General features: G+C 71.3%; 10 protein-coding genes and 1 pseudogene. 3 read left to right on the top strand and 8 right to left on the bottom strand.

The annotated features are described in order from the left end of the window. The 6 genes and pseudogenes from FL311_RS33290 to FL311_RS33265 form a co-directional block, all read right to left on the bottom strand. Window positions 1–240 (bottom strand): annotated as a pseudogene (locus FL311_RS33290) (FHA domain-containing protein); the annotation flags it as partial. A 63-nt stretch (window positions 241–303) separates the two neighbouring features. Continuing rightward, window positions 304–2,469: a hypothetical protein gene (locus tag FL311_RS33285; protein ID WP_228557251.1), complete on the bottom strand. Its 2,166-nt coding sequence runs from the start codon at window positions 2,467–2,469 to the stop codon at window positions 304–306. Next, entirely contained in the window at window positions 2,466–3,938 is a 1,473-nt protein-coding gene (locus FL311_RS33280; protein ID WP_194869459.1) for a YncE family protein, read from the bottom strand. The genes FL311_RS33285 and FL311_RS33280 overlap by 4 nt, the downstream gene beginning before the upstream one ends. A 144-nt stretch (window positions 3,939–4,082) precedes the next feature. After that, a complete protein-coding gene (gene glyS, locus FL311_RS33275; protein ID WP_141331608.1) occupies window positions 4,083–6,188 on the bottom strand; it encodes a glycine--tRNA ligase subunit beta in 2,106 nt (701 codons plus the stop codon). Next, window positions 6,178–7,170 carry a glycine--tRNA ligase subunit alpha gene (glyQ, locus tag FL311_RS33270; protein WP_046713338.1) on the bottom strand — a complete coding sequence of 331 codons (993 nt, stop codon included), beginning with the start codon at window positions 7,168–7,170 and terminating at the stop codon, window positions 6,178–6,180. Before glyQ ends, glyS begins: the two co-directional genes overlap by 11 nt. Window positions 7,171–7,256: 86 nt before the next feature. Continuing rightward, window positions 7,257–9,557, bottom strand: coding sequence for a serine/threonine-protein kinase (locus FL311_RS33265; protein WP_141331612.1), 2,301 nt, complete (start codon window positions 9,555–9,557; stop codon window positions 7,257–7,259). Between the two features lie 184 nt (window positions 9,558–9,741). Here FL311_RS33265 and FL311_RS33260 point away from each other — a divergent pair, with 184 nt between their 5' ends. Beyond that, window positions 9,742–10,131 carry a hypothetical protein gene (locus FL311_RS33260; protein ID WP_141331606.1) on the top strand — a complete coding sequence of 130 codons (390 nt, stop codon included), beginning with the start codon at window positions 9,742–9,744 and terminating at the stop codon, window positions 10,129–10,131. 9 nt (window positions 10,132–10,140) lie between these two features. Here the strand turns inward: FL311_RS33260 and FL311_RS33255 are convergent, their stop codons facing one another. Further along, entirely contained in the window at window positions 10,141–11,298 is a 1,158-nt protein-coding gene (locus FL311_RS33255) for a cyclic nucleotide-binding domain-containing protein (protein WP_228557250.1), read from the bottom strand. 183 nt (window positions 11,299–11,481) lie between these two features. Here FL311_RS33255 and FL311_RS33250 point away from each other — a divergent pair, with 183 nt between their 5' ends. After that, complete coding sequence (locus FL311_RS33250) at window positions 11,482–11,721, top strand: hypothetical protein (RefSeq protein ID WP_141331602.1); 240 nt, start codon at window positions 11,482–11,484, stop codon at window positions 11,719–11,721. 6 nt (window positions 11,722–11,727) lie between these two features. On the opposite strand, the gene FL311_RS33245 is transcribed toward FL311_RS33250, so the two are convergent. After that, window positions 11,728–12,462 (bottom strand): TetR/AcrR family transcriptional regulator, encoded by a 735-nt coding sequence (locus FL311_RS33245; RefSeq protein ID WP_141331600.1) that lies wholly within the window; start codon window positions 12,460–12,462, stop codon window positions 11,728–11,730. A gap of 139 nt (window positions 12,463–12,601) precedes the next feature. Between FL311_RS33245 and FL311_RS33240 the strand changes: the two genes are divergently transcribed. Continuing rightward, window positions 12,602–13,234, top strand: coding sequence for a hypothetical protein (locus FL311_RS33240; RefSeq protein ID WP_141331598.1), 633 nt, complete (start codon window positions 12,602–12,604; stop codon window positions 13,232–13,234). The last annotated feature ends 58 nt before the right edge of the window (window positions 13,235–13,292 follow it).

Below are 13,292 nucleotides of genomic sequence, written 5' to 3'. Positions count from 1 at the left end.
GGCGGGGGCCGCCGCGACGGGGGACGGACGCGAGGGCGCGGCCACGGCGGCGGGCGCGACGTGCGCCTCCCCCCGGGACTTCGCCTCGATGAACCCGTTGAGGCGCGCGAACATGAAGAGCGCCTGGTTGATCAGGGCGTCGCGGTCCGAGCCCATCTGCTGGGCCATGTCTTCGTACGTCTCCCACAGGTGGTCGGCGATACCGACCTTGCGGGCAGGGCGTGAGTTCTGATCGATCATCGGTCTTGACTCGGACGGTACAGGATGACCCGGACTCTAACAGACACCTCTGGCCACGCCCAATTACTCGAATGCGGACAGGCCGAACGCGTTGACGGCGTTGTCGATAATCACGCTCAGGTTCAGCTGTAGAATTCCATCCGCGGAGGGGTAGGCGATGTAGGCCAGGGAGGCCCCGCCACTCTGGGCGGCCACCACGGGCCCCGGCAGCGTGTAGAACGCCAGGCCCGCGCCCGAGGACGAGGACGTGTCCACGCCGGAGATGTGGTTGCGCACGCCGGAGCCCACCGACACCACGAACCGATCACCCCGACTCAGCGCGTTGGTCGCGGTCGCACGAAGCGTGAGGGGCGGCGGCGTGGGCGGGAAGAGCGGCACGGTGATGTCGCCAGGCGTGCCACAGGGGATGGCGGAGTCGGGCACCGTCGTCGTCTGGGTGAAGTCCGCCGGGTGGAAGTAGTAGCTCGTCGGAATCTGGTAGCCCGGGCCCGAGTCCTCCACGTCGCGGGACAGGAACTCGCCCAGGTCGTTCACCAGCACGAAGCGCTGGTCCCCGCCGACGCGCACCGTGAAGAGCGGCAGCTCCGCGCAGTCCTCGGGGATGGGCGTCGTCGTCTCGAGCACCACCTTGCCGGCCTCGCTCGCGGGCCGGATGCTCGTCACCTTGAGGTCCGTCGTGCAGCGGATGTCCTGGTTCGCCAGGACGATGGTGTCGTCGAGCCGCACCTGCCGGGAGACCTCGGTGGCCTGGGGGACCACGAAGCTCGTGGGCGTGGTCAGGTCACGCGGCAGGTCCACCATGCTCGGGAACGCGCCCTGGTAGATGAAGCGGAACACCCCGCCCACCACCGAGCCCTCGAGCAGCGTGCGCCGGGTGACGCTCGGCCCCGTCGGATTCGACGGATCACACAGGTGCTCCACCGCCTGGCTCACGTCGACGAGCGTGGAGGCGCCGCCCACCGTGATGGCCTGCTCCAGCTCGTTGCGCGCCTCGACCACCACGTTGGCGCGGCGCAGATCCAGGTCGAACTGACGCCGGTCGCTCGCGGAGAACGTGGTGATGCTGCCGTTGGACGACGGCATCAACCCCAGCAGGGGCACCGTCGCGGAGGCGTCCGTGGTGATGGTGCCCTCCGGGCCCACCAGCCGCAGCCGCAGGGTCGCCGTCGGGATGAGCGCCAGCCCCGTGGGCAGACCGTCCGGCGGGCGGATGGGCAGCATCTTCGCGCCGCTCAGGTCCGTGGCCGTCAGGCCCGTCAGCGTGTCCACGGCGAGCACCCCCGTGCACTCCGTGGCGCCACCACAGGACAGCTCGTCCTTGATGCCGAAGACGAACTGCCCCGCCTCCATCACCTGGGCCTCGTTCCGCGGCGTCTCCGTGTTGTCGGGGATGGACACGCGCGGGTGCGTCGCCAGGTAGCGCACCGGGAAGTTGTCGAAGCCGCCGGACAGGTCCCGCACCGCCGCGGAGGGCGTGGTGCAGTCGACGCTCGTCTCCGGGTTCGTGTCCTGCACCAGCAGCGTGCGGCCCGTCAGGCCGGTGGCCTGGCGCGTGGCCACGACGAGCTGGTCGTTCGGGAGCACCGCCATCGCCTGCACGGACTCACCCGGCTGCAGGCAGAACAGCGTCACCGCCGCGGGGACGGCCTCCCCTGCCCCGAGCGCGTCGGGACCGGGCACCCACTGACGCTCGATGCGCGAGCCGCCGGTGTCGGCCTCGAAGGGCGCGTCCGGGTCCTGGATGCCGTAATAGAGCACGCCGGGGCCGGGCGCCTGGCCCTCCAGCACGGGCGCGGGAGAGCGCGCGGCGAACGCGGTGATGAGGCTGCGGCCCTCCAGCCGGAGCACCTGCACCAGCCGGTCCGGGCCCGCGGCCACCACGGAGATCTGCGAGGCGCCGGCGCTGCGCGCGTAGACATACGGGCCCGCATGGTCGGAGCCGTCGGCCTTGTAGCCCACGTCCCGCGTGAGCGAGTCCGGCCGGTCCAGCACCGGGATGGCCAGCGTCTGCAGCGGGTTGGGCGCGGGGATGAACTGCTTGGGGTCCTTCGACAGGTCCAGGACCTGGAGCTCGTCGCGGTCCGAGGACGTGACGAAGACCAGGTCGCCGACCATGGTCAGGTCATAGGTGCCGGACAGGCCGGCGAAGCCCGTGGTGGCCTGGGTATCCGAGCAGCCGGCGCCCAGCCCGGCGCACGCGAGGAGGACGGTGAGGGTGCCGCGCTTCACGGGGAGGACTCCTGACACACGCTGGTGCCCTGACGCGTGTCGCGGAGCTGCTGCACGCCGAGCAGGGCGACCCGCCGCGCATCCTGCGGCCGGTCGAGGTTGGGGATGTCGATGACGGCGACGCGTCCGTCGCCGAAGGTGGTGGTGAACAGGCGCGCCGAGTTGCCCCGCACGTCCGCCGTCAACCCGTAGGGCTGGCTGGGCTGGGCCGGGTCCTGGTCTCCCACGAGCACCTGGGCCACCAGCTGGCCCACCTCCTCGTCGTAGATGGAGACCGCCTCGTCGCCGCTGCCCGTCACCGCCACCAGGTTGCCGCGACCGGCGGCCCGGGGGATGACCTCCAGCTCGCTGGCGCCCTCGGGCAGCGACTGCGCGGACACCACGCGCAGCGTCGGCAGGTCCGCGCGCGCGTCCTCGATGTCGATGATGAGCAGCGTGTCCGGACCTCGCGCCAGCAGGTAGACGCGCTCGCGGTCCAGGTCCACCTGGGTCGGGTCGTCACGCCGGGGACGGGACACCACCGCCACGCCGCGCGCCTCGCGGATGGAGTAGATGCTCCGCACGTCGGACTCCAGCACGCGGTCCGTCGCGGTGCGGTCCACCAGGCGCAGCACGTACGCCGCCGACAGCGTGCCCAGTTGCTGCGTCGCGGAGCTGCGGCCGGACGCGTACAGGTACCGGCTGCCGATGGCCACCGAGTGCGCCGCGCCCGGCAACAGCCCGTTGACGCCCAGCGGGACGAAGCTCGACGTGGTCAGCGTCTCGCGCGTGGGCGCCGCGGCGGGCAGGTTCACCAGGTACCCCTGGAGGTCGGACTGCTGGACGTCCGTTGACTGCGGGCCGACGAGCTCCGTGTGCGTCACCCACACCCGGCCGTCCGGGTTGAAGCGGTCCACCGTGACGCCCAGCGGCGCCGGCGCGCCCGGGACGCCATCCTTGTTCGCGCCCGGGACCCCCACCAGCGACAGCGCGTTGACGCGGCAGTCGCGGTTGGACGTGGACTGGGCGCACGTCAGGCCCAGCCCGTCATCCGCCACGTCGATGACCTGGAGGTAGCTGCCCTCGGCGCGCGTCGGGACGAACAGGCGGGGTGAGCGCCCAGGCGGGGTCCAGAGCGTCATCTCGCCGGCGAAGCTGTCGATGCGCACGTAGCTGCGGTTGGCGTCGACCTTCAGGTCGGTCAAGAGCGCGGGGAAGCTTGCGAGCTCCTCCGCGTCGGCGAAGTCCTTGCCGAAGGGCCGCAGGCCCAGGGCGTCCAGGTCCAGCGCCGTCACCGCGCCGGATTCGTAGCACTTGTCGAAGTTGGCTCCCGCCACGTACAGGAAGCCGTTCGTGGACGAGGTGACCTCGGGGCGCCAGAAGGCGACACCGCTCGGATAGACGAGGCGAGAGGACGGCGGAGGCTTCTGCGTGGTGTCGACACAAGACGACAGCAGCAGCAGCGCGGAGGTGACGAGGTAGGGGCGCATCAGAGGGGGCGGGAGTGTAGGAAGGGGCCTCCCCCCGGGCAACCGGAAAGGGGCCGCGTCATTCCCGGGCGAACGGCAGCCGACGAACCGGCGCCCCCGGGGACGTGCTCCATCCCCCGGGGGGCAGGCGGCCTCGTGAGGGCCTCAGGCCGCGACTTCGGCCTGGATCTTCGAGAAGTCGGCCACCTGGTTGAACAGGGCGCCAATCTCCGTGAGCAGCCGGATGCGGTTCTCCCGCAGCTCCTTGTCCTCGGCCATCACCATCACCTTGTCGAAGAAGGTGTCCACCACGGGCTTCAACCCGGTGATTTCCTTGAGGGCGCCGGAGAAGTCATCCCCCTGGAGCAGGCCCGTCACGGACGTGCGCGCCTGGGAGAAGGCGGCGTGGAGCTGCTTCTCGGCGTCGTCCACCAGCTTCTGGGCCTGCGTCTGCCCCCCCGCCACGTCGCGGCCCTGCTTCTCCACGATGTTGACCACGCGCTTGAAGGCCGCGGCCAGGGGCTGGAAGTCGGCCCGCCCGACGATGAGGCTCAGCGCCTCCAGGCGCTTCTGCGCGGCGACCAGGTCATCGAAGCCCGCCGCGAGCACCGCCTCCACCACGTCCGTGCGGTGCTGCTCGCCCCACAGCGCCTTGAGGCGGCCGCGGAAGAACTCCAGCACCTGCTCGCGCGGCGCGGGCTCGCCCGCCTTGCGCTTGACGTTGGCCAGCCGGGGCGCGAGCAGCCGCAGCGACTCGTCCACCGCCGCCGACAGGCTGAAGCGGTAGCCCCGCCCCAGCACCAGCCGGATGATGGCCAGACACGCGCGGCGCAGGCCGAACGGGTCCGCCGCGCCGCTGGGCACCTTGCCGATGGCGAAGATGCCGCACAGCGAGTCGAGCCGGTCCGCGATGCCGATGAGCGCGCCCGCGTCCTGCGTGGGCAGCGCGTCCTCGGCGCCTCGCGGCAGGTAGTGCTCGAAGATGGCCAGGGCCACCGCGTCCGGCTCGCCGCTGGCGCGCGCGTACTCGCGGCCCATGACGCCCTGCAGCTCCGGGAACTCGCCCACCATGCCCGTGACGAGGTCCGCCTTGGCCAGCGTGGCCGCGCGCTCGATGGTGGCGCTCTCCCCTGCCCGCTTCGCATGCCCGGCCAGCCACACCGCCAGCGAGCGGAAGCGCTCCACCTTCTCCAGATACGTGCCCAGCTGCCCCTGCCACACCACGCGGCCCAGCTTCTCCACGCGGTCGGCGAGCGGCGTCTTGCGGTCCTCGTCGAAGAAGAAGCGGCCATCCGCCAGACGCGCGCGCAGCACGCGCTGGTAGCCGCGCAGGCTCAGCTGCTCGTCGCGCACCGGCGTGTTCGACACGGCGATGAACTTGGGCAACAGCTTCCCCGCCCCGTCCACCAGCGAGAAGTAGCGCTGGTGGCTCTTCATCTCCTGCACCAGCACCTCCGGCGGCAGGTCCAGGTGGCGCTCCTCGAACGTGCCCACCACGGGGCTGGGCAGCTCCACCAGGTTGGTCACCTGGTCCACCAGGCCCTCGTCCTCGAGCAGCGCGCCGCCGGCCGCCTTCGCCGCCGCCGTCACCTTCTCCACGAGCATGGCGCGGCGCTTGCCGATGTCCGCCACCACGTTCGCCTTCGCCAGCGCGGCCTCGTAGTCCGCGGGCGCCTTCAGCTCGATGGCGCCGGGCGACAGGAAGCGGTGGCCGTACGTCACGCGGCCGCTCTTCACGTCGCCGAAGACCACGGGCACCACGTCGCCGCCCAAGAGCGCCACCAGCCACTGCACGGGCCGGGCGAAGGAGGACTCCACGTCCCCCCAGCGCATGGACTTGCGGAAGTTGATGGAGTGCACCGCCGCGTGCAGCGCGTCCGGGACGATGTCCGCCGCCGCGCGGCCCTTCTCCTCCACGCGCGCGGACACGTACTCGCCCTTGGCCGTCTGCGCGCGGCCCAGCTGGTCCACCGAGAGCTTCAGCCCCTCGGCGAACTTCTCCGCCGCCTTGGTGGGCTTGCCCTGCGCGTCGAACGCGGCCTTGGCGCTGGGCCCCAGCACCTCCTTCACCACGTCCTTGCCCGCGTCCGCCACGTCGCGCACCCAGACCGCCAGGCGCCGGGGCGTGCCGTAGACCTTCACCTCACCGTGCTCCAGGCGCGCGTCCGCCAGGCGCTCCGTCACCACCCGGCGCAGGTCCTCCAGCGCGGGAGCGATGAACGAGGCGGGAATCTCCTCCGCGCCCACTTCCAGGAGCAGATCACGCGCCACGGGTCACCTCCGCCTTCTCCTTCTTCTCCACCGGCTTGTTGAGCTGCACCGTCTTCCAATAGTCGCTGGCCGCCTTGCCCTCGAGGATGGCGGGCTGCTCCCCCACCGTCCACGGCGTCTTGAGCAGCGGATAGCCCAGCCGCTCGCGCATCTGGAGATACCCCTCCGCGCACAGCCGCGCGTTGTCGCGCACGCGCTTGATGAAGGCCGCGCGCTCCGTGACGGAGATGGCGCCGCGCGCGTCCAGCAGGTTGAACGTGTGCGAGCACTTCAGCGCGAAGTCGTACGCGGGCAGCGGCAACTGCCGCTCGATGAGCCGCTTGCACTCCTTCTCGTACGCATCGAACAGCGAGAAGAGCATGGCCGCGTCCGACTCCTGCAACGCGTACCGGCTCATCTCCACCTCGTTCGGGTGGAACACCTCGCGGTACTTCACGCCCTTGACCCACTCGATGTCGAAGACGTTCTCCACGTTCTGCAGGTACATGCAGATGCGCTCGAGCCCGTACGTCAGCTCCGCGGAGACGGGCTTGCAGTCGAAGCCGCCGCACTGCTGGAAGTAGGTGAACTGCGTCACCTCCATCCCGTCACACCACACCTCCCAGCCCAGGCCCCAGGCGCCGAGCGTGGGCGACTCCCAGTCGTCCTCGACGAAGCGGATGTCGTGCTCGAGCGGGTCGATGCGGATCTTCCGCAGCGACTCCAGATACAGCTCCTGCACGTTCTTGGGCGCGGGCTTGAGGATGACCTGGAACTGGTGGTGCTGGAACAGCCGGTTCGGGTTCTCACCGAAGCGGCCATCCGCGGGGCGACGCGAGGGCTGCACGTACGCCACGTTCCAGGGCTCCGGCCCCAGCGCGCGGAGGAACGTCGTCGGGGCCATGGTGCCGGCGCCGACCTCGAGGTCGTACGGCTGCGTGGAGAGGCAGCCCTGGTCGGCCCAGTGCTTCTGGAGCGTGAAGATGAGGTCCTGGAAATACATAGCGATGGGTGTCCTTCTCGCAGTGCGTCGAAGGAAAAGAGCCCGCGGACCCTATTGAGGGGGTCCGAGGGCGTCAAGGACGGCGCTCACTCCTTGTACAGAGGGAGGTCCGCCAGTCGAATCTGCAGCTTGGTCACCTCGCCGGGCTTCACCGGCGCGGACAGGCGCCGGCTCACCCCGTCGGGGCTCGTGGGGTCGACCAGCCGCAGCGTGTAGGTCCCCACCGGCAGCGGGAACTTCAACAGCGGCGTGGTGCCCAGCTGGGTGGCGCCGTCGAACACCGCCGCCCGGGGAACCGTGTAGAGGGTGATCCACCCCAGCCCGGCCTTCGCCGCGCCCTTGGGCGTGCTGGTGTCCATCACCTCCGCCAGCGCGTCCGGGTCCTTCGTCATCGTGGTGACGGGCTCGTCCTCCGGCTTCTCCTTGCCGGCGTACACCCGTGGCTTTCGGGTGACGGGCTTGGAGGCCTCGGCGGTCCGGGCCGGCTCCTCCTTCGGCGTCTCCTTCCCCTTGCGCGCCGTGGAGGTGGACGCGGGGCGCACGTCGGGCACGGCCGGGGACGGCTCGGGCGGAGTCTCGACCTGGGCGGTGGGCTCCGGCGCGGAGGGCGCCTCCGCCTGGGCGCCCGGACGCGGGTCCGGCGCGGGCGTGGTGCCAGGGAAGCCCGGCGGCGGTCCCGGCTTCTGCTGGGGCGGCCACGCGGCGTTGAGCGTGGGGTCCACGGGCGGCTGCGGATCCAGCTCCGCCTTCACCCAGGCCTTCGCGGACTCGAAGGCGGGGACGAACTGGGCGCGGACCATGGGCTGCGTCGAGGCCCAGCCCACGGCCCCCAGCAGCACGAGCAGGAACAGCCGCCCCATCCAGCGGGACTTCGGCTTCGCGGCCGGCGTCTGCACCGGCGTGTCCGAGCGCGACACGCCCCGGCCACGGCCCGAGGAGCCAGCGCCCGGGCGCGGAGGACGGGTGCGGAACTGCTGCGTCGACAGGTCGCTCGGCTCGTCGAGCGAGTCCACGTCCTCCAGCGGCTCCTCGCGCGCGGCGGGACGCGGGCGCGGCGTGCGGGACGTGCCGCCCGCCTCCAGCAGCGCGCGCGGGGCACGCGGCGTCGTCGAGGCCGCCTCGGCCCCCGTGCGCCGCTGCGGCACCGGCTTGGGTCCGCTGCCCGCGCGGGTGGGGACCTCCGGGTCCGTGGGCGTGGCCGGACGCCGCTGGGGCACCGGCTTGGGCGCGCTGCTCCCATCCGCGCGCCGCTGCGGCGTCGGCTTGGGCGCGCTGCTCCCATCCGAGCGCGCCACCGTGCGGGCCATCGTCGGGGTCGGCAGCTGCGCGGTGGCGCCCATCTCGCCGACGTCGTCCTGCTGCAGCTCGCCGGCCGCCTCGCTCACCCGGGCGTCCTCGGCGCGGCTGGCCAGCTCCAGGAGCGTGCGCGTCTTCTGGCGCTTCTCCTCGAACAGCTCGCCCATCACCGCGGTGACGCCATCCTCGTCGAACAGCTCCGGGCCGAGCGCCGCCTCGATGGCGCGCGCCATCTCACGGCCGCTGGTGAAGCGCTGCGCCGCGTCCCGGGCCAGCGAGCGCATCACCACCGCGTCCAGCGCCTCCGGGATGTCCGGGTTGGCGGCGCGGGGCGACGTGACGTCCGCCTCCACGATCTGCAACATCACCGCGGCCTCGTGCGGACCGTTGAACAGCCGCTGGCCGGTGAGCATCTCGTGGAGCATCACGCCCACGGAGAACAAGTCACTGCGGCCGTCCATCGCGTGGCCACGCACCTGCTCCGGGGACATGTACCCGCTGGTCCCCTTCACCGTGCCCACCTGCGTGCGCCCCAGCCGCCCCCTCGCCTTCGCGATGCCGAAGTCGATCACCTTGACGACGCCGTCGTAGGTGAGCATCACGTTCTTCGGCGACACGTCCCGGTGCACCACCGCCACCGAGCGCCCCGACGGGTCCGTGAAGTGGTGCGCGTAGTGCAGCCCCAGGCACGTGTCGCGGATCACCCGACCGATGAACCCCAGCGGCAGCCCGTACTGGCGCCGCGAGGCGGCCTTGATGACCTGCTCCAGGTTCTGCCCGGGCAGGAACTCCATCGCCAGGAACAGCTCGCCGCCGTCCTCGCCCAGGTCGAAGACCTGTCCGATGTTCGCGTGCGAGAACGCCGCGGTGATCCGCGCCTCATCCAGGAACATCTGGACGAATTGCTCGTCCTTCTTGATGTCCGGGAGGATCTGCTTGACGGCGACGAACTTGCGAAATCCGCCCGGCCCCGAGGTGAAGGCGAGGAACAGCTCCGCCATCCCTCCCATCGAGAGGCGGGTGAGGATCTCGTATTTTCCAATGCGCCGCCCCCGGTCGGGATCTTCGCTGGCGCCATCCTGCCTGGCCATGAAGCCGGACATGTTAGCCGCGCGCTGCGTCCACGTCGATGACAGTCGCGCGAAAAGGACCCACCTCCTGGGTGAGCCGAGCCACCCGCCGTGCCCTCTTCCCCACGCCCGGAAGGAGTCCTCTACAGTGCGCTGTTCTCATCACGCCGGGGCGAAAGCCGAGCCCCTCGCCGAAAGGACGCCCATGTCTCGCCACGCAGCGCAGCCTCGACTCCTCGTGGGAATGCTCGCCACCCTGGTGCTGCTCGCCTGTGCTCCCGCGCACGCGGACGAACAGGCCGCGGCCCCCAAGGACACGAAAACCCAGTCCTCCCCGAAGAAGGACGGCGCGAAGCAGGAAACTCCCGTGAAGGAGGACACGGAGCAGGCCGCGGAGGACGCGGCGCCGAGCAAGGGCGGCCAGTGCACCGGCAAGGCGACCTTCTGCGGCGTGTACTCGAGCGTCTTCTGCAACAGCCAGCCCGGCTGTTCCTACTCGTACTCCACCAACCGGTGCATGGGGCTGGCCATGGAGTGCACGAAGGCCACGAACGCGGCCTTCTGCGAGAAGATCAAGGGCTGCTCCTGGAAGTGAGCCGCCTTTTCAAGCGCTGAGAGCGCGCACCCGGGCCGCGAGGTTCTGCGTGAAGAGGCGGTAGATGCGCAGCGCCGCGGCCTCGTGGGTGTCCAGGTAGTGCTCGAAGGCCGTGCGGCTGATGCGCAGCGCGCGCACGGCCGTGCGGGCCCGCACGTGCGCGGACACCGGCGCGTCCTGCACCAGGGAGATCTCCCCGAGGTACTCCCCCGGCCCCAGCGAGTTGAGCAGCCGCGCGTCCGACTCCGGGCCGCTGAAGACGTCCACCGTCCCCTCCATCAGGACGAGCAGCGCCACGCCGGGCTCTCCCTTCTCCAGCACCACGGAGTCCTGCGCGAGCACCACCTGCCGGGCCTGCCGGTAGAGGTCCTTCATGTCCTCCAGCGACAGCTCGCTGAAGATGGGGATGGCCTTGAGGAAGCGATAGCCGTTGGCCACGGGCGTGGTGGAGGGCGTGTTGCGACGGCCGAGCACCGCCTCCGCCTCCGCGTTCATGCCCATGCGACGCAACAGCCGCGCGCGCTCGGTGACCATCGCCGGCTCGGCCCGCGCCACGTCGGAGCTGGTCAGCGCGTCCACCAGCACCGCGAGCGCGCGGTGCGTGAAGCCCTCGACGTCCAGCAGCCGGCACATGCGCAGCACGGCCTCGATGTAGCGCGGGTCCTCGGGCGTCACGCAGCCCAGGGTCTCCACCTCCGCGTGGGGCAGACCGAGCTCGCGGTAGAGGTCCGCCGCGTCGAAGGGCCGCTTGAGGCGCACCAGGCACTGCGCCATGGACTCGCGCGCGCCCAGGCCGCGGTACACCTCCAGCGCGCGCTCCAGGGCCCCCGCGCGCTCGAAGGCCAACGCGGCGCGCTCGGACTCACCCGCGCGCAGCCAGGCCTCCGCCGCCTCCAGGTACTGGCCGCTCTGGACGTAGAGGTCGGCGGCCGCGGCGTCGTCACCGCTGCCGTCCATCAGCCGCGCGGCGCCCAGGAAGTCCCGGGCGCGTCGCAGCACCTCCACCAACCCGCGCCGCTCCTTCACCGGCCCCTGCGCGGCCTGCTTGCGCAGTCGCTCGCGCTGGGAGGCGCCCAGCTCCTCGTAGAGCTGCGCGGCCTGCTCCGTGTCCTCCAGCTCCACCAAAGACCGCACGGCGCGCAACGCCCCTTCTGCATCCGTCCCCATGCGTGCTCCCCCCACGCGAAGCCCCACTGTGGCTCCTGGCATGTCTCATCCTCCGGCCCAGTTGGCCGCCAGAAAAGGCCCGGTTCGACGCGTTGTATCGCGACGCCACCGACTGACACGACGCCCCATACCTCGTACAGGCCTTAAACGTGAGATAGAAAGCATCCAGCCGGACAACATCCCATGCCCCGCGCGCGGCCCATCACCGTCTCGACCTGGACGCCCGCCGGAGCCCCCGGGGTCCAGGTCCTCCGAGTAGAGGATGACACCCGGCTGTGGACAGGCCACGCCACCGCCCACGGACTCACCGTGACGTACGCGGGCGCCTTCGAGCCCCTCTCCACCGAGGCCCAGGTCCGCGCCGCGCTCCAGGGAGACCGCCGCGTGCGGTTCCTCACGCCCGGCGAGCAGACCGCCCTCTGACGACGCTCAACGGCGGGGCCGAGTGCTCGGGCGACGTCGAGGCCTCGGGGTGCCTCGACGCGCCTGGCTCCGAGTTCCCCGACGCGCTGGCGCCTTGCCGCTCCCGGGTCCGTCGACACTCGACAGCACCAGATGCTTCAGCAGCGCGTACACCGGCCCCGGGTCGAACTTGGGATCCAACAGCGCCTGGAGCGCCAGTCCGTCGAAGCATGACTTGATGATGACGGCGTAGTGGTGGTCCAGGGGCTCGGGGCGCGAGGCCTCCCCGCCCCGATAGCGCGCCACCGTGCGTGCCACCTCCAGGTCACCCTCCGCCTGGAGCTCGGAGACCGCCGAGGTGAGCTCCGCGTTGCGCAGCCCCAATGCGAACAGCTCGTAGCGCAGCCGGAACTGCTCGGGTGACGCGCGCAGGTGGCGCTCGCCCCACGCGAAGCTGGTGTCCGCCAGGTCCTCCAGCGGCGTCTCGTCCCGCAGCTTCTTGAGCTCCGCCACGTACTGCGCGCTGTGCGCGCGCGTGACGGCGAGCAGCAACGCGTCCTTGCTGCCGAAGTAGTAGTGAACCAGCCCCTGGTTCACCCCGGCCACGCGCGCCACCTCCTTCACCGTCGTCGCGTCGTAGCCCCGCTCCGCCAACACGCGCGAGCTGGCGGCGATGAGCCGCTCCCGGGCATCCGGCTCTCCCGTGAGCGCCGGCTCCGGCGGAGGGGACGAAGGCTTCTTCGGGCTGCGTGGACGGGCCATCTGTCTCCCATAGGACGCCACACACCTACCCGCAAGCACCCCGATGCCGGCCGCCCGGTCGCCTTGACATCACCCGGGCGCAGCCTTAGTTAGTCGTGTAACTAAATTAGTCGAACGACTAAAAACACGGGAGCGCGAGATGAAGGTCCAGTCCAAGGGAGTCCTGACGGGAGTGCTGGCGGCGGCGGTGCTGATGGGCGCACCGGCGTTGGCGGACGACGCGGGCGAGCTGATTCCGTCGCGGGAGCGGGAGCGCCGGGGCTCGGTGCTGCTGGAGCTGCAGCCGCCCGCGCTGGACGCGTCGATGTACGGCGTGCGACTGGACATCTCGCCCCGGTTCGAGGGGCCGTTCTCCTTCGGACTGATGGCGCGCGCGGGCCAGTGGGGCAACGCGGTGGGCGTGCGCACGCGCTTCGAGGGGGCGGAGCTGGGCGAGGTGAAGCTCAACTACGCGGTGGGCGCGGACGCGCGCTACACGGTGACGACGTTCGCGAACGGCGCGCTGCGGCCCTTCGTCGGGCTGACGGCGGGCTTCGAGGAGTTCGTGGCGCGCACGGGCAAGGGCCCTTCGCAGAGCGCGAGCACGGCGGCGTTCGTGGAGCCCGCGGTGGGACTCATGTGGCGGCCAGGCGCGGGGCGGCTGGGCCTGACGGCGCGCGGTGGCCCGGGCTTCACCTTCACGGACGTGCGCACGCTGCGCATCTCGAATGGTGAGCTGAAGCTGCGGCAGGTCTACCCGACAGCGTCGCTCGGCCTGCTCGTCGTCCTCTGAGCATCCGGCGGCCCACCGTGTCGGGCGCGTGACAGGCGAGGCCCACCCCGTCGTGCCC

It is taken from the genome of Myxococcus sp. AB025B, from assembly GCF_006518215.1.
Classification (GTDB): Bacteria; Myxococcota; Myxococcia; order Myxococcales; family Myxococcaceae; genus Myxococcus; species Myxococcus fulvus.
This window is presented reverse-complemented; position numbering and strand designations above follow the sequence as displayed.